The following is a 22314-nucleotide window of genomic DNA, read 5'->3' as shown; positions in this document are numbered from 1 at the left end:
TCACAGGACGTCCGAAGCCTGGTTGAGCAGCCAGATGATAACCACCAACAGAATGCTGCCGACGCCCGCCATCGAGCCCAGATCTTTCCACTGCTTGCGTCCGCTCTGGATCTCCGAGTAGGTGGCAATGCAGTTGTTCGCCACCACCAGAAAACCGACGGCGCAGATGGCCAGCGCCAGCAGCACCACGATGTCAAAGCCGTAGTTTTGCAGCGTCTCCATAATGCCTTTGCCCTGGCCACGCGACGGATCTTCCATCGTTGGCAGGTCGGCGAAGGCGTTGAATGCAGCAAATAACAGTAACAACAGCCAGCGCATGATTCCTCCTCAGCTCAGTACCAGCCAGAAACTGACCAGCACCAGTAACAGTGAACGGGCCGCCACCGCGCCAAAACTCTGCCAGCTCAGACGCTGGCGGCAGACTCCCTGCCAGGCGACCATTAGCGTCCAGGCGCACCATAGCAATAGGGCGCTGGTAAACAGGCCGAGCACCAGCAGGCTGACGGTCTCCGGTTTGCTCAGGCTTGCGGCCTGAAAGGCGGCGAGTTGCGAGTCAGTCATCGGGATGCTCCCGCTGGTAGCTGGCGCTCAGGGGCTGGACGGCGCGCGGCTGCGCTCTTGCCGGGGTAAGGTAGCGGCGAATGCCCTGTTCAACGGCAGAGATGTCCTGCTGCGCCTGTAAGTAGTCGAAGAAGTAGCGCGATTGTGGATTGGTGCTGGAGCGGGTTTGGGCACGCTCCAGCGAGGTTTTCACGCCGTCGAGTTGTTTCAGCGCAAGGGCGAGCTGGGTGGATTCCGGGGTGGACCAGGCCTGCGACCCTATGAGTAAAGTCAGTAACAGAAATAATAAGCGGCTGCGCATGACATCGTTCTCCGGAGGCTTGTTTCGGGCAGAGTAAAAGATGGGGTGGTATAGGATCAGCGAGGAAATGGTTGTGCTTGGGGAAAGATTTCAGTAGACAGTTTGGTGCGACAACCGCTGTAGAATCAGAAATAACTTCGGAAGAACATATCGTGGATACCGTTCGTTGGTAGCCTGTAAGGCGAAAATAACGGACTCGTCACAAGTGGTATCCGGACAGTAATGATAAACCGTTCTATTCAGGCTCTAGCAAGCCTAATGAATACTGAGTCTGAACGCCGTTATCAGATTTATTCAGCTCACACCTCGAGGCTGGTTTTAGAGCTTTTGATAATATCTTTTGGGCCTGGTACCCGATGCTGAAATAGGTAACTATCTGTATAATAAATCGATTATCATCACTTTTCGTCAGCCTTTAAGGACTCAAGATAGTCATCTTTTTTTTCATATGGCAGGGTTCGTTTGTTGTAGGAGACCGCAAGTACTTCTTTATCCAAGCGTAAAGAATATGGATTAGTGATATCAGTATGTATTACAATGTTGAAAACAAAATGTGAGCTATCACCCGCTTGTTTGACCGATTGACTATTGAACTGCCAGGGGAAATTCCTACTACTAATAAACACCTAAGAGCCATTCTAAAGAACTCTTAAGTGCTTATTAAATTTTTGTTGATTTACATCATTTAAACTTAGCTACTTTTTCCACAAAAAATGTTTTTAACAAACATCCAAAGTTTAGATATCAATGAATTAGCCTCAGAAGTGGAATTAGTCCGTTGCTTATTCTTACTGGCAATATACATTAACTTGTCATTCGTATCCTTTCGTTGGACTGCTAATACTTGTTGTGGGGTAAATTTACCGGCCCAAATAACCTTGTTATTACTAATGATGTAATGTGAGCGGCATTTATAATTCCAGTTTCCGATTGATGGATGGAGTGAAACACCATGTATATCTTTCTTAATTTTCCAGTCTACAGGCGACAATGGTGTAACTACTTCTTCTCCACATCCACAGCAACATTTGTGAATCGCTGTCTGATAGGTCTCACTAATATAAAGCTTACCTGGTTCCACATCATCTGGAATGAACTCTACAAATATGGGGGTGATACGGTCAATTTTTATACGCTTCATGATGGAGCATCGCTGCGTGTCAATGACTGGAATGGGAGAGTAAAGTTTAGGTTATGGGCCAGTTCTTGATCCAAATAAAACCCCATATACTGCTTCCAGCGCATTACAGCCAGTGCTGCATTTAAAGCATTAAGGTCCGCGACCTGTATGTTGCTCCGATACAATGCCTCTTCATCATCATCTTTTAGATTCACCCGCTGTGGTAAGTGACTGTTCATGTCGCGTGTGGCAAGAGTAACCCGACATGTACCACGTAATTGCGCATCACCAAATTCATTATCTACCATCTCGATACCCATCCCAACATCAATAAATGGGATCCCTCGACTAATAAGATGTTCTGTAATAATTCGGCGCGCCCCACCATTATCTACAGCAACAAAAACGAAAGTAAATTCATCCAATTCATGTACATTTTCCTCATCTAAAAAGTAGGTGTGAGAAAAAATTCCACCGCGCATTGCTGTGTAAATATCACGAAAATGCTCTGCTTTACGGGGCATAGATTGTAATTGCTCCAGCGATGCTGCTCCAGGAGATCTAAATGCATTATGCGGTTCAAAACTATCTGCGTCGAATAAATGGATTTCTTTAACAGGTGTCTTGGCAAGTAAATCTAAAATGTAACTTCCCGTACCACCAATACCCACAATACCTATACTTTCCCCTTCGAGCTTTTGGGTGATTGCTGTTATTCCAACTCGAGATGAAGCCGTGTCTGGATAGCAAAAGACAGACTGTTCATCGCGCTGGCCATGCACAACTTTTGTGCGACCATCAGCATTTGGGTCAACGACACGGGCTTGACTGACAAACAACGTGTGATAGTGAATTACTTTGTCGTAGAAATTACTAAAAGGCTGGTTATTTGGTTTGTTTGATAGGTAGTAGTCAACGTCAAAGTTGTCAAAAAGGATTTGTTTACGCGGACTATTCACAACCTGTGACATCGGGTTCCCTGTCGCGTTATAGGGATTTTCTCCCCTAAAGAACATGGTGTGATCTTGTGGTATCGTGTCGCACTCACCATTTTCTGTGAATGGACAAGCCAGAGTTGCCAGTCTCAATTCGCGAGCTTGATTCAGGTAAGGGATGGAGTGCACCAGCAGATGCTGGCGCACAATCTCGATCTCAAAACCTTCCTCAATCAGTCGCTTAATTGACGGATTAAGAACGGTTGGTTTTATTGACATCGAATTTCATCCCATTGCGAATAGCTACAGACTGCCCTTCTACCAATGTTCCATCCGGAGTTTGGGGCCCGACGTACGTAACTGTGTATACGATATTCGGATCGACCTCCCCCGGAAAAGCCAATTGAACGACCTCTTCATAGCTGATGCGATCCCCATCCACCTTCTTAGGACGGGCATTAACGATGATATTTACTGGCTTGTTTTCATGACCGTTGCCATGTTCAGAATGATCAGACATTTTGTCTATTCTCTTTTCAGTTATTGGCAAGATCTGTTATTGCGGCTATAGTTATCTCCGCCAAAAGAAAGACCGCTTAGACCTTGCGATTTAGTTTTTGATTGCTCTAACTAAGCAGAGCACAGAGCCTCAATGTGTATGCATTGGGGCTTTTTGCTTGATTACTATCCATATCCCCCTTCATGGCTTCTCCTTTAGCAGTACACCCGAACCGTTCTCTTACATTTCTTACTTCCCTGAACTCATTTGCGTCTTTGCACTGTCGCATGACCACTACTTAGCGAATCATCGCTCCTTTGAAGGTTTAGGTGCGCTTACATACATCAATCAGCTAGCTCTATTCGAACAGACATGGAGCATCCTGATCACAACACATACTGACATAATCATTTTGATTACGTCAAGTGGCTTTTTAGATGATATTATGCCATATTCATGATTACAGCATGTCAGGGTAAGGCAGGAGGATGCATACAGATGAGCGAGCAAAGTTTAAACAAAGCAATACTGGAAAGAATGAAGTTTATTGAAATGACATTGAGATTTCGAGGCTCAGTGTCGAGATCTGACCTTTCAAAAAAATTTGATATTTCATTACCTGCGGCAACTAGAGACTTTAGGAAATACAAAGATTTTTGCCCAGAAAATACGATTTTCAATGAGGTTGAAAAGCGATACGAGATTAATGAGAGTGAGTTTGTTCCAAAGTTTGCCATTAGCTTCAATGAAGCGATGGGTTTTATTAGGAATAGTTTAAATTCAAAGATAATTGGATTTTCAGAATATGACTCAATTCAATCACCACCTAGGTTATGTGAGCCTGATTTAGATATTTTATTGAAGATTACCAGGGCGATTCTTGGCATGCGGATTGTTAACGCCGAATATTTTTCAGTTGAAAATGGATTTTCAAAAAAGAAACTTGCTCCGCATTCATTAATTGATAATGGTCTAAGATGGCATATAAGAGCTTATGATTATGATAAAGGAAGATTTGCTGACTTCGTTTTGACGAGATTCAAAAATGTTGAGGAAACTAATGAAAAGGTGTCTGCAAGTAAATCAAGATCTTACGATAATCAATGGAATAGAATTGTTAGGCTGGAATTGGTGCCTCACCCAAATAAAAATAACGTTAACTGTCCCGAAACATTGGAATATGATTTTAATATGAAGGATGAAATGAAGGTGGTTGAGGTGAGAGCTGCGGTTGCTGGATATTGGCTCAGACGATGGAATATAGATTGCTCTAATGACCATTCTCTCCAAGGGAAAGAATATCAGCTTTGGCTAAAAAACTCAGCCGCCTTATATGATGTCAGTAATGCTTTTCTGGCTCCTGGTTATAAAAATCAATGACGGTTTTTTAATTGGCACCCAGAGGATGCTTATTTACACTTTTAGAAAGTAAACTGAACCAAGTTCCATCAAGGCCCTTAAGGAAACGTTCCCTGTAAGTATCCCGCCTAAGGTTAGCGTAAAAGATTACGATAAAAAGTGTCTTTATGGATGAAAATGAGGAAATGAGCATTGAGCACCTTACAACCACCTTTTAAAACTCCCTGCCACCATCCATACCGTTATCCCAAGCCATAAGGCGGCGGGCAGCAAAACCAGCGTCACAGGCAGAAACAGCGGCTGTGCCAGATAAACCACCCACAGCGTGGTGGCGACTGAACTGCCGGACCTGATGACGTAGCGGTGGAGAAAAACCGATTCCAGCCCGGAGCCAAACCGCCTTAGATCTCGCCGCACCAGACCTTCTGTCAGCCCGATTAATACACACAGACAGACCAGGGGGAGCATGGAGGCGAGCCATACCAGGCGCAGCATAAAACTCACCAGCGTATAGGCCAGGGCGATGAACGGTTTCTGCAGGAGCCTGTTAGCCATAAGTACGTGATTTGCCCCTTTTCCCAGCTGCACCAGAATTTCATTCCCCAGAGGGTGCGACTGTAACGCAAGAACCAGTTCAGTATGCTCCTGCTTTATCACCTGAAAAACATGCCTGTCCGCCTCCTGCGGCCACCAGAAATACAGCCCCGCCAGTTCCAGCACTACCCGTAGCACCAGCGCGCCAATAACCAGCCCGATGAGCCGCCCGGTCAGCGACAGCAGCCAGCCAATTGGTCCCTGTGGTGGGCGTGACGGAGGCGTTCGCTGCTCACTCATTCCACCTGCCCCTGCTGGCGCGCCTGCATCCACGCCGCCAGTTGCGCGACAGAATCCGGTAGTGGGCAGTGTTTATCCGCCACGGGCAGCGGCAGACGGATTTTCCACAACTGTCCACCCTCAAGCAGGGCAAAAGCCTGGCCTTTGGGAAGCTGGATCAGCGCGGCGGTATCGAGTAGCGGCACACTACTGGTGATCACCTGTTCGCGGGTGTTGCTGGTAAAGCTGTTCATACCGCCCGGCGTGTCGGTGACGCCGGAGCTGACCTGGCGGCTACGCACTTCGACCTGTGGCAGTTGCTTCGTCAGCAGTTCGGCGGTGGCGGTTTCGCGTACCCGCAGCATAATCAGGTTGTTGAAGTTGCCCACCACCTGGCCTGCCTTGGGCGCGCTGCCGATGCGGGCCTGAATATCACTCAGCGTCTGGGTATAAGCAGTGACCTGAATGCCCGCGCCGCCGCCCTTGTTGACCAGCGGAATAAACTCCTCGCCCATCAGTTCATTAAACTCATCGCAGTGCAGGTTGATGGGCGACGGTGTTTCACTGTTGCCGGGCAGTCCTTCGTTGAGACCAAATTTGTAGAGATGCCCGGCGACACTCACCAGGTCGGCAAACATCGAATTGCCGACAGCGGCAGCGACCACTGCATCGGAGAGCGCGTCCAGCCCGACATAGACCACCGCCTTCTGGCGGATCGCCTGCTGCCAGTCGAGGAGAGGGCGCGGGTCGTCCAGATCGTGGTAGTCCGGGGCGAGCAGGGCGGCGAGCGTGCCGGTGGTCAGCTTTTCCAGCAGCGGCAGCAGCGAGGCGACAATCTTGTCGAAGTAGGTTTTGTCATAGCGCACCGCCGAGAGCAGGCCGTCGAGGATCGGATCGTATAATTTCTCCGCATTGAGATACTGCTCCAGCGCCACCACGTGAGGATCGCGGCCCAGCATATGGCGCGGCATATTCCGGTCATTAAGCTGCTCCGCCAGTTGCGCCACCACTTCCCACGCCCGCGCGTTGTGGCGCGGCAGCACGATGCGGGCATAGTCGATAAACAGGGCGTCGATATTGACGACGTGGCGGGAAATTAACTGATAGTCGGGGCGCTGACCGAGCGCCACCAGGGCGCGGGCGATGATGTTGACGAAGCGCCAGGCGAACTCGCGGAAGGCCGCCGAGTTGCCTTCGCCGGAAAGCTGTCCGGTGAGGCGCGACGCCACCTCCGAGATACGGCCAAAGCGCCCGATGGCGTTGTAGCGGGCGGAGATCTCCGGGTACGCCAGATGGAACAGGATAAAGCGGTCGCCGCGTCCGGCGCGCTGCGCTTCCGTCCACAGACGCTTCAGCAGATCCGCGTCACCTTTCGGATCGAAAACGATCACCACCTCGCCACGGCGGATGTCCTGAGTGGCAAGCAGTTCCGCCAGCCGGGTTTTGCCGACGCGGGTGGTGCCAAGCACCAGCGTGTGGCCGGGGCGTTCACTGAGCGGCAGGGTGACGTCGCACTCTTTCAGTTCCACCCCATGCAACCACGGATTGCCGCCGACGGACGGCAGCGGACGCAGCGGGTTCAGCCACCGATCGGCGCTAAGCAGGCGGGAAAGGCCAGGCAGAGTATGCTCGCTGCGTTTTTCGATGTGTCTTGCCAGGCGGTAACACCATCCAGGGCGCAGCCAGCGTGCGGCTTCCGGTTGCAGGCAGTCGTACAGACGCTGGGTGTGGATGGGCTGCCAGCGAAAGCCTTTACCGAGAAACAGCCTCTGGCGGCTGACCGGGATTTTCCGGCTGGTCAGCGCGTAGCGCGGCAGGCGCAGGAGGTTGCGGTGGTAGCGTACGATGTGCCAGCCCTGCCAGCCGCGTCGCAGGGCCAGCAGCATCAGGGCGCAGGCCATCAGGCGGGCCTGCCACGGCGTCAGCATCAGCAACGGAGCCTGCGTCAGGCAGATTAACGCGCCACAGCCAGCGGTGACGATGCTGTAAAACTCCACGGGTGGGCGCAGCAGCGCCTCCAGCGCGTAGTGGCTCATGGCGGTGCGGCCTGTTGCAGATGGCGGCTGACCAGCTTGCGGTAGCGTGCAGCGGGCGCGCCGCCCGTAGGGCGGTGATAGCGGGCGGCAGCATTAAGCCAGCTTCCGGGACGTTCATCGTAGCGCTTGCGCAGCAACTGCGCGGTGAGCGACAGGTTTTGCAGGGGATACAGGGCGTCGCAGGGAGAGTCAAAATACGCCCGGTGCCAGCCGATATTGATCTGCCCGAGCCCCACGTCAATGCGCTTCGGGCTGGTACGGCGGATGGCGGCCAGCAGCGCCTGACAGGCCTGCTCCCGGCTGGCGTAGCGGTAGCCGGTGCCTTTGATATTGAGCGTCCACGGCCACGGTAGATGCCTGCCGCTCAGGTTCGCCCCGCTTTCGGTCTGTGTGACGGCCCACAGCAGTTCCGGCGGCACGCGGAAATGCTCCGCGGCGCGCAGGTACGCTTCCGGCAGCGGCTGCGCCAGTGCCAGACAGGGCAGCAGCAGGATCAGGGCAGAACCTCGCGCCATTGCTCCCCCTTACGTTCCAGCGCCACCGGGATTTTGCTCTGCCCCAGCAGGAGCCAACGGCCCGCGTCGTGGTTAAGCGTGATGTTGTGCTCACTCACCAGTTTTGTGTCGATGCCATGCGCCATCGCCCAGCGGCGCACCCGGTTATCATCGCCCTGGCTGTTGACCAGCCAGATATCCAGCGGACGCTGTTGCGCCAGCAGGGTACGTAGCAGGCTGTCGCAGGGCGGGCAGTCATCTTTAACGAACAGCGAAACGCGGGAAGTGCTGGCGGAGGTGGTTTTCAGCGGCGTCAGACCCGGATACAGGCGCTGCCAGGCGGCATCATAGGCGCGCTGGAAGGCGAGTTCTTTCTCCAGCCGCTGGTACTCCTGCCTGACCAGCAGTTCTGCGAAACGCTGGCGTTCGTGGTCAGTGTCGGCTTCGACGCCCAGCGTGGTCAACGGATCAAGTCCCGGCGACCAGACGCCGCGCGCCTGCTGTTTCAGCGTGAGATAGTGCTGCCACTCTTCCGGTGTGATGCCCCAGACGGTGGCCTGCTGTTGCGTGGTCAGCGGTCTGAGTGCAGAGTCCGCATTCTGGCTGGTCTGCATCTGGAGCGGTTGCGCCTCCACGCTTGCAGTGAGCAGTAACAGGAGAATCAGGTGTTTCATCGCTTACTCCGGTACTTTCAGCGTCAGCTGGCGTTTGCCGTGGTGGAATACCGCCCGACGCTCATCAAACCGCTCCAGCCGCCAGCCGCGCCACTGTTCCCCCGTGCGCAGCCACACCACCTGATGGAGGTAAATGGCCTCCGGCGGCACAATCACCGCCAGGCGGATATCGCCGCGCTGTACGGTTCCGGCGAGAAAAAACGGGGCCGTTAACGGCCCCAAAGGGTGGAGGGACACGGAATGACGGTAAGCCACCGTCTGGGGGAGGGAATGGTCGCTGGCGAAACAGACTTCGCGGCGGTTTTCGTCGGTGGTTATCCGCCACGCCGGGCCCGCCAGCAGTTGCAGGGCGGCCTTCAGGCGCAGCGGGCCGGTGTTGTACTGGCTTATTGGCAACGGGAGGCCATAAAGCTGCGCCCGGCGCGCATCGGCGAGACACAAGGACCAGCCGCTGTCGCGCAGCAGATATTGCAATGCTTCCCCTACCGTCGGGTGAAAACCGGGCGGAACGGACAGCGCGGTAAGCTGTTCGAGTGGCGGCTGTTGCGGTGATGTGCTGACCAGCAGATAGCGGTCGTAGCGGACGACTTCTGGCGTTGCAGGAGAGGCGGCGGCCACGCCGTTGAAAATAAACAGGAGCAGAGCTGTCAGCAGTCGTTTCATCGCATCCTCCACAGAGCTTTTACAGGAGCGTGCAGGATGAGAGGGGAAGGGACTACCGACAACTGTTGGCGGCGTCAAAAAATAGCGCCCGTTACTCCGGGCGCAAAATCAGATCAATAAGGGAATCTTTCCCCCATCAGCCCCAGCGTGGCGGCGATAGGAATGCCTTGCTCAGAAAAATGAACGCGTAACGTCAGCCTGGAGGTCTGCTGCTGCGTGCTACCGTTAGTTTTTTGCGACAGCACCGAGCGGTAATCAATACGAAAGGTGCGTTGCGGCGGTTGGTGGGCGATAAAGGCCACTACCGCTGCCATTTCAACACCTTTCAGCAAATCCCTGACGTCGTTGTCATTCCGGTCTTCAAGACAGTGCTTGTGGGCCGGAAGGGTAATGGCCAGATCCAGCGGCAAGCCAGCGTCCAGCGCCTCGTCATCAAGGTTGATCAGTTTGCCCCGGTTAAGGGCTTCTTCACGTGAGTTCAATACGGTATTCATCATGCGTCTCTCCGGTAAAAGGCCAGGGAAACGCCCCGGCGGGGAATCTCCCCGGCTGGGTGAATGCTGTGTGTCAGAACTGCGGTACAGGCTCTGCTGGCGGTGCGGCTGGCGCTGGCTGGGAGTCAGCTTCGCGTTCTGCCCGGTAAACCTCTTCACCGTCAATTTTGATGAGCCCGATGTGCAGCAGATGGGCTTTCAGGCTGACACCGGTTTCGCCTTTACGGTCGCCTTTGCTGTAGACAAAGGTGTCGGCATACAGATCGCCGAGGCGGAACTGGATCAGCACCTTGCGTTTCTGCTCGCAGGCGTCGATACAGCGGCGCACCAGTTTCTGCGCTTCCTTGCCGCTGACGCGGCAGTCGAACCAGGTGTGCTCCGCGTTGCTGGCTTCGCCCCGTAGTGCGGCAATGTCGCAACACAGGAACGGTTCGCCTTTTTTCGGGGTCACTTCCCGGATCCGGTTGAGGTAGCCCAGACCGCTGGTGTACAGGTTGAAGTAGTGGGTATCGTTCATGGTGGTATCTCCGTGTTGAAAGGTGCGGAGGCCCCATGCGCGGGGATGCCCCGCTTCGGGTTTGGCTCATGGGCTGCAAGGCCTCTGAGTTACTGGCAGTACGGGCATTCCGCGCTGTGCGCCTCCGCTTTTCAGGAATGCATGGCGGACTTTGTGATAACGGCATTACAGCAACAGCTTTCGGGGTGAGAGGACAGCGAGATTTGTTACCGGTGGCTGAATAATTTCCGTGACAGGCTGGGAGGAGGATATGTGATTTTCATCACAAAATTTCGCTTCGGTGAGTTGAAAAGTAGCCCAGTAACCTTACATAGAAAGCGGGTAAGGAACACCTGCCCATAAGACATGAACTTTTTGAATATTCTTTTTATTGTTCAGGAGGTACATGATGACTCTCAGAACTTTTCCTGTATTACACGATCTCTCCGATTCTCTGTTTGCGGACCGTTTTAACCGCATCGATCGCCTTTTTAGCCAGCTAACCGGCAGTACGCCGTTGCCCTCCACGCCTTCTTACAATATCCGGCGGCTGGGCGATAACCGCTATGAACTGACGCTCAGCGTGCCGGGCTGGAAAGAGAGCGAACTGGAAATTGAAACCGTCGGCGGTCAGCTGAACATCAGCGGTAAACGTGAAGAGGAGAAAACCGAAAACGGCGAAGAAGGGTGGATCCATCGGGGTATCAGCCGCAGCGACTTCCGGGCCAGTTATAGTCTGCCGGAGCATGTGAAAGTGACCGGCGCTTCGCTGGAAAACGGCTTGCTGGCGATTGAATTACACCAGGATATCCCGGAAGAAGAGAAACCACAGCGCATCGCCATCAACAACAACCCGGCGATTGAACACAAGCCGTAATCGTTGGCTGACGTTGTTTTCACGCCCGGCAAACGCCGGGCGTTTTGCTAACCTGATGGGGCGATTTTCTGACCTCTGACTATTTGAGCCGTGAGCGCTGTAACGGCCTCTTGCTGCTGCACCAGGAACGCCTCCAGCCCCATTTTCCCCTTCGAGATGTCATCCAGCATCTGCTCCCACAGCGCAGTGGTGCCCGGATCTTTCAGCGCTTCCGGCAGGGCGTCAATCAGTGTGCTGGCGGTATCCGTTGCCAGCAGAAAGCGACGTTGCTTAATCAGATAACCGCGCTTAAGCAGTGTCTGGATAATCCCGGCGCGGGTGGCTTCGGTGCCGATGCCTGCGTTCTCTTTCAGCCGCTGCTTCAGGCGCTCATCGCTGACAAAACGGGCGGCGTTTTTCATCGCGGCAATCAGCGTCCCTTCCGTGTAGTGCTCCGGCGGTTGCGTCTGACGGGCACGAACGTCCACCTGTTCCACTTTGCAGGTCTGTCCCTGTTGCAGAGCGGGAAGTGCCTGCGTTTCTTCCGGCGATTGGGTTGCCATCTCGCGTAAAAACAGTTGTCGCCAGCCGCTGACAATCACCACTGAGCCACGGGCAACCAGCGTTTCCCCGGCGCAGTTCAGACGCAGAACGGTTTTGTCCACCTCATGGTCCGGCAGAAACTGCGCCAGAAAATGGCTGCGTACCAGACCGTAGACCTTGCGCTCGCTGTCATTCATCTGTGTCAGATCTACCGTTTTACGGGTCGGGATGATGCCGTGGTGGGCGGTGATTTTGCTGTCGTCCCACAACCGGGAGCGTTGCTGCAGATTCAGTTGCGTGGCGAGGGGCTGGAGTGAGGCGTCGCTGGCAACCAGCGCGGCCAGTACCTGCGGCGCTTCAGCGTGCATGGAGAGCGGCAGCCAGCCGCAGTCAGTGCGCGGATAGGTGGTGGCTTTATGGGTTTCATACAGGCGCTGGGCGATATCCAGTACCTCCTGCGCGCCCATGCCCCACTGTTTCGAGCAGGTCTGTTGCAGGGCGCTGAGGGTGAAGGCCAGCGGTGGCGGCGTTTTCTCCCGCCGGGTGGTCACATCCAGCACCAGCGCGGTTCCGGCCTGTTGCAGGCGTGCAGCGGCCTCGCGGGCGGCGGATTCACGGGTACAGCGCCCTTCGTCGTCGCAGTAAGCTCTATCCGGCTGCCACTGCGCCAGAAAGGAATTGCCCCCTGCATGCAATTGGGCATCTACCCGCCACCAGGGACGGGGCGTGAAGCGGGCAATCTCCCGGTCACGTTCCACCACCAGGCGTAGAGTCGGTGTCTGCACCCGGCCCACGGAGAGCACGCCTTTGTGCCGCCGGTTCATCAGCGTGCAGGCGCGGGTCATGTTTATCCCGACCAGCCAGTCGGCGCGGGCGCGCGCCAGTCCGGCCTGGTACAGCGGAAACGTGCTGTCGCCGGGTCGCAGCGCTGCAAGCGCCTTGTGGATGCTGGCCTCATCCAGCGCCGACAGCCACAGTCGCTGGACCGGACCGCGCCAGCGGCATTGTTCCAGAATTTCGCGGGCGATGGTTTCGCCTTCGCGATCGGCGTCGGTGGCAATCACCACCGCATCCGCCTGTTTCAGCAGCTTCTCGATGATGCGGAACTGCTTGCGTACATCCCTGCGGATCACCAGCCGCCATGCCGGGGGAATAAACGGCAGGTGCTCTGCCCGCCAGTGTTTCAGCGCCGGATCGTAATCCTCCGGCGCGGCCATGCTCAGCAGATGGCCGAAGCACCAGGTGATGGTCACGGTGGCGTTATGCAGGTAGCCGTCGCTGCGGTTATGGGCGTCAAGAACGCGGGCGATATCGCGCGCCTGAGAGGGTTTTTCGCACAGGTAAAGTTGCATGGGCTGTCTCCGGTGAAAGGGCGTTCAGCATGGTGTGCCAGAGGGATAAGGTGACAGGGGAAACTGGAGGGAGAAGGTAAAAATTGCACCTTAGAACGTGCATTAAGTGGATAATGCCTGTTTTCAGGTGCATGGGGTGAGTTTAAAATTTTCGCTAAAGTGACACTCAGAGTTTAACTTTGCGCAAAATTTTAAACCAGCGTGCTTAACGGCTGTATCCGCCGTAGCATAAACATCACCACTGAAAGCTGCGTATTCAGTACCTGCCGCCGCCATTCGAGTGCCATCAGCGCGTCGCGCAGTTTATCGCTCGCGTCAGGCTGTTGAATGGCCTCCTGCAACGCCACGCTCCCCGAACGGTTGTTGTCCAGATTTCGCCAGCGCAGATAGCTGACGCCGGAGCGCGCCGGGTTACTGCACAGGATCAGCGGTACGTTACGCCCAGGCAATTCATACACCGCCTGTTTCAGCACTGGCTGGCATTGTTGCAACTGTACCCGTACCTCCCGTAATTCCTGCACCAGCGCTCGCAGCTCTCCCTTACCCTTAAAGGCCTTTAAAAGGCCCTTTAGCGAGCTTTTGCGGGCGGCGCTTTCTTCGTCGTCTTCACCGATCATCACGCAGGATCTCCGCAAGCATCTTTTTGGGCAAATTCCCGAGCTTATGCGCCATCGTCTGCGCCAGCGGACTGTTCGCCCGCACATCAGCGCGGGTCACGCCGGTGGTGCGAAAGCGGTTCACGAAGCTGAAGAGCTGGAGCATCAGGCGTGGGATGGTGGCAATAAAATCGCGCTTCTCCGCCTGGGTGATAAGGCCGAGGTGCCAGGCAAGCAGGGTGCGGCGGACCAGCAGATCGTAATCAATCAACTGTTGCAGCAGGCGCGAACCGGGCGGTGAGAATAGCGCCAGCGGCAGGATGAATTCGGTCGGGGACGGATTACTGATCTGGGTGGTATGGATAGCGCCCGGCAGGCTGGCGAAGGCATGATCCAGACGACGGTTTTTTTGCTTCAGCAGGTGCGCGATCAGGTTCAGGCGGATGCGCAGTTGCTTCAGCCAGTGGGCGGCCCACGGATCGTCGGCCTCTTCGGCGCGTAGCAGGCGCCTAAGTAACGCCAGACAAAGCAGCATGCCGGTGGGATGTGCCTGCCACAGCCGGGTGGCGACGCGGGTGTGCAGGGTAATGCGGATATCGCTGAACAGGGTTGTGCCAGGCATCGGAAATTCTCCATGGATTCAGATGCCCGCAGTGTCGGTCCGCACAATGAGTCAGGCGACGGGAAACCCATCTGGTCCGCAGAAAGTTAATTTCGCCGATGAATGAGGTTTGATTGATAGCTGGTACACCGGCTTTATGCGGTGCGCATAAAATCCGGGCTATCTGCGCCTGCGCCGAAGCTGATTGAACTCGCCCCGTCTGGCTTTCTCCAGCGTTGCCAGCAGATAGGCGAGGGGGCGGTGGATATCGTGGGCGGCGATCCGCCACAGACAGTCGTCCAGCACCTGCTGGCAGAGGGAGGGATCCAGATTGCGCATGGCACGTTCGGCGGCGCGGCGCTCGCTGGCGCTGAAGGGATTATCCACAGGCCAGTGCAGCAGTTGCGTACGCTTTTGATGTTTATTGTTTAAATCTGTACCAGTATGTACGCAATGCGGCTCCGGCTGCCCGCCAGCCCCCGCCACATCACTGAGTCTTAATTGAAGACTCGGGCATTTTTTACTGAGTCTTCGATTAAGACCTGGGGCGGTCTTCAATGGAGACTCAGTGCAGGTTCGTCCACTGTCCACAGGTTGTTGCAGGGTGAGCAGTAACCCGATGGCAGTGGTGCGGATACGCCGGTTGCGGTGGCGGGAGCAGGCGGTGAGCAGCGCCAGATATTCGCTGTCCATCCGGCAGGCATCGGCATGAGTCAGTGGCGCATCATGCAGGGCGTAGAGGTTGCCGGTGATCCTGCCGCTTTGCTCGTCCCGCAGCCGCTGGTACAGGCTCAGCCAGCGGGTGATCCGCAGCATCATCAGCGCGTTGCTGACGGTGCTGCGCGAGGCCTTCGCGCCCTCAGGCTGGTCAGAGAGCCAGCCCTGCAGTTCGTTGTAGGAGGGAAAGACGCCGCTGCCGTCGTCGCAGGCGTGCAGGCGCAGCAGTTGCCACGTGAACTTGTCGCGTGGAGAGAGGTTGCGCGCCAGCAGCAGGCGCTTTGGCACGCTCTGCTGCGGGTTGCCGAGAAACAACAGCCGATCGTCACTCTTCATGCAGCAGCTTCTCCTGAGTCCACTGGCGCAGCAGGTTCCAGATGACCGTCAGCGACAGATCGTGTTCGCGGGCCATCGCCATCATGGCGGTCAGCGCTTCGGGTGAGTCGAGCTTTTTCACGCCCATTTTTTGCCACTCGTTCCACACCAGCGTCTCCACCTGCTCATCCGGAGCATTGTTGCGCCCTTGCCGGACAAACAGGCCAATCAGCCGCCGCCGGGCGCAGACCTCCGGCGTGGAAAGACCAAAGTAGTGGTTGATGAACTCGATGGATGCGCCGAGCGACAGCGCTTCCTCCAGACGCTGCTGGAACAGCCGCTCCTGCTCCATCCTCGCGAGCATCCGGCCCAGCATTTCGTGGTCAATATGGGTGGTGATGAACTGCACCGCACTGTTGCTGAGAAACAGGATGTCATCGGCGGTAAGGTGCGTCAGCTCGCACAACTCCTGGGGGCTGAAACCCAGCGACTCGCAGTAGCGGATCTGCCCCTCCTTCAGCGCCTGGACAATGTGAATGAGTACGGCCTGGTTAACCGAGGGGGTCATGGTGAACCTCCCGCAGCCGCCGCTGGCGGCACAGGCTGATAAGCTGCATCAATTGCTGGATCTGCGCGTTGTCGTAGTCTGCTGACAGCAGAAGCTCCAGGGCGGGCATCGGCGTGCTGGTGTCGCCATTCAGGGCGGCCAGCACCTGATAACAGCGCTGTGCCGCCGGGTGGGGAAAATCGTGGCAGGGCGCGAGGGTGAAACCCGCCGGAGCGCTGTCGTCCGGGTGGATACAGGTGTCCAGTCCCCAGCTGGCACACAGCGACCGTGCCGTATGTACCAGCGGTGAGGGCCTTGGCTCATCGGGCGCGGCAGGTTCAGTCGGTGGCTCAGGCTCTGGTAGTGCTGCTTTTTCCGTTTCCGGCGGTGGCGGCCAGAGGACCTTTTCGGCCGGAGGCCCCAGCAGCGCCTGCCGCCTGCTCTGGCCATCGGTCAGTTCCGCCAGCAATGTATTCCAGCTTATGCCGCTGCGACAGCTCATCTCGCCGAGCAGTTCGTCCTGTACCAGTTGCGGCACCACGCCCTCCGATTCACCGTCGAAGGTGGTGAGAGCGGCACTGAACAGGCCAGCAAACTCCGTCTGGCGTTCCAGTGGCATCAGTTTTGCCCAGACCTGTTCTGCTGCGCTGCGTAGCGCCAGCAGACGATCGATAACGCGCCGTGTAAGGCCACCGTACAGCGCATTGGGGATGCAGGGCAGCAGCCAGTCGACGGTCTGTAACATTCGGCTGATTTGCGACTGGCTGACGGGATAGCCGTCGCGGGTCAGTTGCTCCGCCAGTGCCAGTTGCGTCGTGCAGTTAATGCCAGCTTCACTGTAAAGATCGCGCAGGTGCAGAATACCTTCCGCCCGTTCGATAAACATTAATCCGTGATGCAGGTCGCTTTCGGCCAGGTGGCCGATCAGACACTGGACTTCGCCCTGCTGCGTTGACAGCGTTTCCGGCCACGGATGGAACGGCCAGCAGACGTGGTGAAAACGCTCTTCCTGTGTTTCCAGCCACAGTTCATTGAGGATGGCGAGACGTGTATTCCCGCCGCTGGCGAGCATATATTTTTCATCACCGGGGCGACGGGTCAACGCTGGCGGATTATCCAGCCCGCGGGCGCGAATTGATGCTTTCAACTCATCATACCCAGGGTTGCGTGTGACACGAGGATTGAGGCTAAACGGCTGGATTTGCTCCAGACAGAGCCGAACCATATCTTGTCCAGCAGTGCCTGACGTACCCTGAAACCAGCGGTTGAACAGATGTGAGGCGCACATAATTTACCTCCGGCATTCAGACATCGCGGGTAAGGTGGATACGCTGGCGGATCCACGCATCCACCTCACTTTCCAGCCAGGCGACATGGCGATTGTTGAGTCGGATAGATGATGGAAATTGTTGCAGGCGTATTTGCTGGTAAATCCACGATTTACCAAGCCCGATTTTTTCTTCCACCTGGCGTAAGCGTAAAAGCCTGTCGTTATGCATAACCTTCCTCCTGCGTTCAGGATTGTTTATATACACATTAATCATCTGGTTATTAAAACAGCAACGCCCCTGTAAGGCAGTAAAAATCCTTACATGTCTGAGACAGAGAAGTGAATAGATCTGATTAGTTGACCGTGTTACGGAGTTGCGTGGCACAGAACTGCGTTTTCCTGAGTGACGTGAGGGAAGTATTTATTGAAGCAGTTGATGTCATAGTTTTTATGCCTGCGTCTGCTATAGGGGCTAATTCAGTATTGATATTGCACGTAAATTTCATTCCGGGAATCACCTGTCTGGTTCACCTTGATACCCCATTGACAGCCATCTGTATTTAACGTTGCGTATTGTATGATGACTCTTTTGGGTGAATTAAGTTTAGTACCAGAGCTGGTAACACAAACCGTCACATTGAACCTGGTAGCGAAAAGTTAATGTTAAGTGAGTATTGAAATGATAGCGCTAATGATTTGGTTATTCATTGTTATTAAATGATGTGGGTGACGTAGAGTAACGAAGTGTAATGAGGGGAAAAACTGTGTTTAGTAGAATTTTATTTTGGTGGGGTTATTAATTTTTTTTTGTGGTTGTCATTTTTTATTATCATGACTGTTTTAATTCATTGATTATTATCTTTATGATGGTTGTTCTCTTGTTTTAAATATTAGTTGAAAAAGTTACGTTTTTTCCTAATTTAAAGTCGTTTACTAATAATGATTAGTGTTTTTTTCGTGTGATAGCATCCACATAAAAAATGTTTTTTTATTGAATGTAGATATTAGTTATGAAACTTTAATGTAAATTCGAGATACTTCCTTTCGCAGGCAATAAATTGAGAGGAAATACTCTCGCATTGATGTCATCCTTTTCAGAAGCATCATAAAGACAGGTAGCCAGGATACGCTTCGATTTTTACTTGTTAAGGAGTAACACTGCCTTTATCGGCCCTTATTGTTTTGAGGATTATGTTATGAACTCGTCCTGGTCACATAATGACAGCATAATTTTGGCTGAGCAGAACCCCGGTATTTCTGAAGAAAACCTTTATAAGAAGGTGATATTGCGAATTATCCCTCTTTTTATGGTGTGTTATCTTTTTGCAAATCTCGACAGGGTGAACATCAGTTTTGCAAAATTGCAAATGCTGGAAAGTCTGAAGTTTACCGATACCGTCTATGCCCTGGGTGCCAGTATGTTTTTCTGGGGTTATTTTATCTTTGAAGTCCCGGCAAATATGATCCTGCACAAGATAGGGGCAAGGCGCTGGATCGCCCTGATATTATTTGTCTGGGGAGGACTCTCCGCGTTAACCATGGCAATACAGCCTCTGTCAGTTCTCACCGGCATTCCGGGTACGACACTTTTTTATACTCTCCGCCTGCTGCTCGGCATTTGTGAAGCAGGGTTTTATCCGGGGGTGATCCTCTATCTGAATTACTGGTTCCCGTCCCATCTGATGAGTAAGGCCACCTCCGTATTTTTACTGGCATTACCCGTAGCATCCGTACTGGGCGGGTCGTTATCCGGCTTAATTATGCAATATTCACATCTGGCTTACGGACTGGAAGGATGGCAATGGATGATGTTGATAGAAGGGGTTCCCGCATCATTACTGGGTATTTTCACTTATTTCTGGCTCAGTAATGGTATTGATGATGCCGGCTGGCTGACAGAAACGGAAAAAAACATTCTCCATCATAATCTTGTCAGCGATAACACCCATAAACAACATTCTTTCAGCGTTGCCCTGAAAGACGTCCGCCTGTGGATCCTTTGCCTGATCATTTTGATGTACAACTCCGGATATTATGGAATGACATTCTGGTTGCCCTCTATTATCAGCTACAGCGGCGTGCAGAATGTCTGGACCATCGGCCTGATCACCGCGGTTCCCTATCTTTTTGGTGCCATAGCTATGGTCCTTATCCCCTGGCATTCCCGCAAAATGAATGAACGGCGACTCCATACAGCCCTTCCTCCGTTAATCGGTGGAGTATGCCTGATGCTGAGCGCATTCTGTATTGCCTGGAGTCTGACATTATCGATGTTCTTTATGACGCTGGCTGCTGTCGGCTTATTCGGTATGATGCCGGTCTTCTGGACTCTTCCGGGAACGTTATTAAGTGGAGCGGCGGCGGCGGCTGGGATCGCCATGATTAATTCATTCGGTGCACTCTCTGGATTTATGGGGTCATTTATAAGCGATGTGGCGAAAAATCTGACCGGTAATATTAATAATGGAACGTATCTACTGGGTTTATGCCTGTTGGTATGTGGCGTTCTTTTTTTATTACTGCCGTCAAAAATATTTCATCAGGAAAAATAATGTTCATCACTCAATAAATGAGGTGAAAAATGAAAATTGTCGATATACAAACTTTGGTGGTCAATGCGGATCTCCGAAACTGGGTATTTGTGAAAGTTATTACGGATGTTGACGGGTTATATGGCTGGGGAGAAGGGACGCTGGAATGGAAAACCCGGGCGGTCGTCAGTGCTGTGGAGGATATTAAACCATTAATGATTGGGCAGGATCCTCGTGATATAGAACAGGCGTTTCGCCGGATGACAAAGTTTCATTTCTGGCAGCCCGGGACGATCGCTATGACAGCGATCAGCGCCATTGAGCACGCGCTCTGGGATATTCTGGGCAAAAGTGTGGGACTTCCGGTATGGCGTTTACTGGGGGGTAAGACACACAATGTTATCAAAGCCTATACCCATCTGGGCCAGGGTAACGCCAAAGCGATCTACGAAACCTTTAATAAAAATGCCTTTGTTGATAAGGCCCTTGAAGTAGTGGATATGGGATACCAGGCGATGAAAATTCTGTTTGTTCCCTATTGTCACTATACCTCGGCGTCCTCAGAAATCAGTATGGTTGAAGAGACGATTGGTGCCGTCCGGCAGGCGGTGGGGAACGATATTGATATTATGGTGGATTTCCATGGTCGACCTGCCTCAACGTCCCTTGCCGTCCAGTACATAAAGGCGCTGGAGCCATCGAATCCATTGTTTGTGGAAGAGCCTGTTCAGCCAGGTGATCCTGCCGCCATGCGGGATGTGATGATGAAGGTCAGTTGCCCGGTTGCAACGGGTGAACGGTTGATCCAGTACAAAGAGTTCGAGCAACTGTTTCTGCACCGGGCGGTCAACATTATCCAGCCAGATTTAAGCCACTGTGGCGGGCTGTGGATGGCGAAGAAAATTGCGGCCGCAGCGGAAGGGGCCTATTGCGGCGTAGCGCCTCATAACCCGGCAGGCCCGATTGCTGGCGCTGTGGCACTGCACTTTGATGTCTCCACACCAAACTTCGTGATTCAGGAAGAGATGATTGGAGCCGTACCGTGGTTCCATGATGTGGTGGACACGCCGATACGGATGGTGGATGGCTGCTGGCAGATCCCGGAAAAACCCGGCCTGGGCGTTGAGGTGAACGAAGCAGAAGCGCGCCGACATCCTTATCAGCCGGAGCCACAAAGTGGTGCTGAGGCACAACTGCGCGAAGGCACAATTGTTAACTGGTAGGTAACCTGCAACCGGAGACCTCCAGCAGGGGTCTCCTGCAATTATAGGAGATTTATTCCATGAGCGTCTCTTGTCTGAGCGGTATTATTCCCCCTGTTCCGACCTGCTTTACGGCAGAGGGAAAATTTGATCGTGAAAACCAGTCCAGGTTGATTGATTTCTTAGTCGGCAGTGATGTAGATGGGTTATTTTTTTTAGGCAGTGCGGGTGAATTTGCGGCGATGTCAGAAAAGCAACGCAAAGAGGTGGCGGAATTTTGTATTCGCCATGTCAATGGACGAAAACCGGTGCTGATCGGAACGGGGTACACCGGCACCGCTCCGGCGATTGGGCTGAGCCTGCACGCACAGGAATCCGGTGCTGATTATGTTGTTGTTATTAACCCTTTTTATCATTTACTGAGTGATACTGCATTATTCTCTCATTATCAGTTAATCAGTAGCGAACTCCACATACCTGTTCTGATTTATAATTTCCCGGCACTCACCGGACAGTCTGTACCTGTTTCGGTGATAACCCGGCTTGCCTGCGAATGCCCTGCTATTGTAGGCCTCAAAGACACTGTCAATGCAATGACCCACATTCGGGAAACCTTATGTTCAGTTAAACCACTACGTCACGATTTCGCCGTGTTCGCAGGATATGATGAAAATTTGCTTGGAACTCTGATTCTGGGCGGCGACGGGGCTATCGCTGCCAGTGCTAATTTCGCCCCACAACTGATGTGCGGGATTTTTCGTGCATGGCAGCGAGGCGATTATGCGCATGCTATCAGTTTACATCAGCAGGTAACGAATCTGGCCGGTCTTTATGAACCTCATCTACCTTTTCATGCTGCGCTTAAATTTGCGATATCTCAGATGGCCATCAATATACCGACACATGTACTACCTCCAGCAGAAGTTCTGGAAACACACCATAAGGAGATGGTTCTGTTAATTCTAAAAGCATTTTCCGCGAATGAGTAAACATTATCTATCGGCACAAAATAAAATTATCATATAGAATTTTCATTCACAACTTAGGTATAAAATCAGGGAGGCATTTAATTCCATGAAGTTAAATGTCTCCTTTAATTTATTTGGATGGAGTAGAGTAGTGCAGAAAACCCCTGCTTATTAGTAGTTGATTAATGTTTTTATGGAGGTGTCATTTAATTAATCATAATTGATAGAGTTTTGATATGTATACTTCATCAATCAGTGAGTTTATGCGAGGTTGCTTGGGGGATGTATTTTTAATTAATTATTTTAAAATAAAAGTATAAACTCTTAGGGATAGCACTCACCGCTCAGGGTCACCTCTTTTTATTACTCTT

At 53.2% G+C, this 22314-nt stretch carries 25 protein-coding genes and 1 pseudogene; 5 read left to right on the top strand and 21 right to left on the bottom strand.

Features of this window, described 5'->3' with window-relative positions; genetic code table 11:
- The 7 genes and pseudogenes from NNO08_RS13915 to NNO08_RS13885 all read right to left on the bottom strand — a co-directional run bounded on the left by NNO08_RS13915 (position 1) and on the right by NNO08_RS13885 (position 3437).
- Positions 1-318, bottom strand: a complete 318-nt coding sequence (locus tag NNO08_RS13915; protein WP_271456941.1) for a TIGR03745 family integrating conjugative element membrane protein — start codon at positions 316-318, stop codon at positions 1-3.
- 9 nt (positions 319-327) lie between these two features.
- A complete protein-coding gene (locus tag NNO08_RS13910) occupies positions 328-561 on the bottom strand; it encodes a TIGR03758 family integrating conjugative element protein (protein WP_040091180.1) in 234 nt (77 codons plus the stop codon).
- Positions 554-862, bottom strand: coding sequence for an integrative conjugative element protein, RAQPRD family (locus NNO08_RS13905; protein ID WP_271456940.1), 309 nt, complete (start codon positions 860-862; stop codon positions 554-556). The genes NNO08_RS13910 and NNO08_RS13905 overlap by 8 nt, the downstream gene beginning before the upstream one ends.
- Before the next feature lie 114 nt (positions 863-976).
- Positions 977-1262 (bottom strand): annotated as a pseudogene (locus NNO08_RS13900) (IS3 family transposase); the annotation flags it as partial.
- Positions 1263-1553: 291 nt separating this feature from the next.
- Positions 1554-2003, bottom strand: coding sequence for a DUF6527 family protein (locus NNO08_RS13895; RefSeq protein WP_271456939.1), 450 nt, complete (start codon positions 2001-2003; stop codon positions 1554-1556).
- Positions 2000-3196 (bottom strand): ThiF family adenylyltransferase, encoded by a 1197-nt coding sequence (locus NNO08_RS13890; protein WP_271456938.1) that lies wholly within the window; start codon positions 3194-3196, stop codon positions 2000-2002. Before NNO08_RS13890 ends, NNO08_RS13895 begins: the two co-directional genes overlap by 4 nt.
- Positions 3171-3437 carry a multiubiquitin domain-containing protein gene (locus NNO08_RS13885; RefSeq protein WP_194400839.1) on the bottom strand — a complete coding sequence of 89 codons (267 nt, stop codon included), beginning with the start codon at positions 3435-3437 and terminating at the stop codon, positions 3171-3173. The genes NNO08_RS13890 and NNO08_RS13885 overlap by 26 nt, the downstream gene beginning before the upstream one ends.
- 477 nt (positions 3438-3914) lie before the next feature.
- On the opposite strand from NNO08_RS13885, the gene NNO08_RS13880 reads away from it, so the two are divergent.
- Positions 3915-4796: a WYL domain-containing protein gene (locus NNO08_RS13880; RefSeq protein ID WP_271456937.1), complete on the top strand. Its 882-nt coding sequence runs from the start codon at positions 3915-3917 to the stop codon at positions 4794-4796.
- 180 nt (positions 4797-4976) lie between these two features.
- Here NNO08_RS13880 and NNO08_RS13875 read toward each other — a convergent pair whose 3' ends face one another.
- The 7 genes from NNO08_RS13875 to NNO08_RS13845 all read right to left on the bottom strand — a co-directional run bounded on the left by NNO08_RS13875 (position 4977) and on the right by NNO08_RS13845 (position 10466).
- Positions 4977-5609, bottom strand: coding sequence for a DUF4400 domain-containing protein (locus NNO08_RS13875; protein WP_271456936.1), 633 nt, complete (start codon positions 5607-5609; stop codon positions 4977-4979).
- Positions 5606-7624: a type IV conjugative transfer system coupling protein TraD gene (gene traD, locus NNO08_RS13870; protein ID WP_271456935.1), complete on the bottom strand. Its 2019-nt coding sequence runs from the start codon at positions 7622-7624 to the stop codon at positions 5606-5608. The genes NNO08_RS13875 and traD overlap by 4 nt, the downstream gene beginning before the upstream one ends.
- A complete protein-coding gene (locus tag NNO08_RS13865) occupies positions 7621-8139 on the bottom strand; it encodes a transglycosylase SLT domain-containing protein (protein WP_271456934.1) in 519 nt (172 codons plus the stop codon). Before NNO08_RS13865 ends, traD begins: the two co-directional genes overlap by 4 nt.
- Positions 8118-8792 (bottom strand): TIGR03759 family integrating conjugative element protein, encoded by a 675-nt coding sequence (locus NNO08_RS13860; protein WP_271456933.1) that lies wholly within the window; start codon positions 8790-8792, stop codon positions 8118-8120. The genes NNO08_RS13865 and NNO08_RS13860 overlap by 22 nt, the downstream gene beginning before the upstream one ends.
- A gap of 3 nt (positions 8793-8795) precedes the next feature.
- The gene (gene pilL2 / locus NNO08_RS13855) at positions 8796-9455 is read right to left on the bottom strand and encodes a PFGI-1 class ICE element type IV pilus protein PilL2 (RefSeq protein WP_271456932.1); all 660 of its coding nucleotides are present in this window, start codon (positions 9453-9455) and stop codon (positions 8796-8798) included.
- 113 nt (positions 9456-9568) lie between these two features.
- The gene (locus NNO08_RS13850) at positions 9569-9952 is read right to left on the bottom strand and encodes a hypothetical protein (RefSeq protein ID WP_271456931.1); all 384 of its coding nucleotides are present in this window, start codon (positions 9950-9952) and stop codon (positions 9569-9571) included.
- Between the two features lie 70 nt (positions 9953-10022).
- Complete coding sequence (locus NNO08_RS13845) at positions 10023-10466, bottom strand: STY4534 family ICE replication protein (RefSeq protein ID WP_069579380.1); 444 nt, start codon at positions 10464-10466, stop codon at positions 10023-10025.
- Positions 10467-10851: 385 nt separating this feature from the next.
- On the opposite strand from NNO08_RS13845, the gene NNO08_RS13840 reads away from it, so the two are divergent.
- Positions 10852-11322 (top strand): Hsp20 family protein, encoded by a 471-nt coding sequence (locus tag NNO08_RS13840; protein ID WP_023182588.1) that lies wholly within the window; start codon positions 10852-10854, stop codon positions 11320-11322.
- Between the two features lie 47 nt (positions 11323-11369).
- On the opposite strand, the gene NNO08_RS13835 is transcribed toward NNO08_RS13840, so the two are convergent.
- The 7 genes from NNO08_RS13835 to NNO08_RS13805 all read right to left on the bottom strand — a co-directional run bounded on the left by NNO08_RS13835 (position 11370) and on the right by NNO08_RS13805 (position 17471).
- Positions 11370-13196, bottom strand: coding sequence for a DNA topoisomerase III (locus tag NNO08_RS13835; RefSeq protein WP_271456930.1), 1827 nt, complete (start codon positions 13194-13196; stop codon positions 11370-11372).
- A 191-nt stretch (positions 13197-13387) separates the two neighbouring features.
- The gene (locus NNO08_RS13830; protein ID WP_271456952.1) at positions 13388-13813 is read right to left on the bottom strand and encodes a DUF3158 family protein; all 426 of its coding nucleotides are present in this window, start codon (positions 13811-13813) and stop codon (positions 13388-13390) included.
- Positions 13803-14414, bottom strand: a complete 612-nt coding sequence (locus tag NNO08_RS13825) for a PFL_4669 family integrating conjugative element protein (RefSeq protein ID WP_271456929.1) — start codon at positions 14412-14414, stop codon at positions 13803-13805. Before NNO08_RS13825 ends, NNO08_RS13830 begins: the two co-directional genes overlap by 11 nt.
- A 159-nt stretch (positions 14415-14573) precedes the next feature.
- Positions 14574-15446, bottom strand: a complete 873-nt coding sequence (locus tag NNO08_RS13820; protein ID WP_271456928.1) for an STY4528 family pathogenicity island replication protein — start codon at positions 15444-15446, stop codon at positions 14574-14576.
- Entirely contained in the window at positions 15436-15993 is a 558-nt protein-coding gene (locus tag NNO08_RS13815; RefSeq protein ID WP_271456927.1) for a DUF2857 domain-containing protein, read from the bottom strand. The genes NNO08_RS13820 and NNO08_RS13815 overlap by 11 nt, the downstream gene beginning before the upstream one ends.
- On the bottom strand, positions 15977-17260 hold the full coding sequence (locus NNO08_RS13810) for a ParB family protein (protein ID WP_267456671.1): 1284 nt from the start codon (positions 17258-17260) through the stop codon (positions 15977-15979). The genes NNO08_RS13815 and NNO08_RS13810 overlap by 17 nt, the downstream gene beginning before the upstream one ends.
- A gap of 16 nt (positions 17261-17276) precedes the next feature.
- Complete coding sequence (locus tag NNO08_RS13805; protein ID WP_271456926.1) at positions 17277-17471, bottom strand: helix-turn-helix transcriptional regulator; 195 nt, start codon at positions 17469-17471, stop codon at positions 17277-17279.
- A 967-nt stretch (positions 17472-18438) separates the two neighbouring features.
- Here NNO08_RS13805 and NNO08_RS13800 point away from each other — a divergent pair.
- The 3 genes from NNO08_RS13800 to NNO08_RS13790 are packed head-to-tail and all read left to right on the top strand — an operon-like array spanning position 18439 to position 21964.
- Positions 18439-19794, top strand: a complete 1356-nt coding sequence (locus tag NNO08_RS13800) for an MFS transporter (protein ID WP_271456925.1) — start codon at positions 18439-18441, stop codon at positions 19792-19794.
- 29 nt (positions 19795-19823) lie between these two features.
- Positions 19824-20996, top strand: a complete 1173-nt coding sequence (dgoD, locus tag NNO08_RS13795; protein WP_271456924.1) for a galactonate dehydratase — start codon at positions 19824-19826, stop codon at positions 20994-20996.
- A 59-nt stretch (positions 20997-21055) separates the two neighbouring features.
- Positions 21056-21964 carry a dihydrodipicolinate synthase family protein gene (locus tag NNO08_RS13790; RefSeq protein ID WP_271456923.1) on the top strand — a complete coding sequence of 303 codons (909 nt, stop codon included), beginning with the start codon at positions 21056-21058 and terminating at the stop codon, positions 21962-21964.
- Positions 21965-22314 lie beyond the last annotated feature (350 nt).

Origin of the sequence: Citrobacter sp. Igbk 17, assembly GCF_028069775.1 — a bacterium.
GTDB lineage: Bacteria > Pseudomonadota > Gammaproteobacteria > Enterobacterales > Enterobacteriaceae > Citrobacter.
Note: the sequence above shows the minus strand (reverse complement) of the source record. Positions and strands in the feature narration are given on the sequence as shown.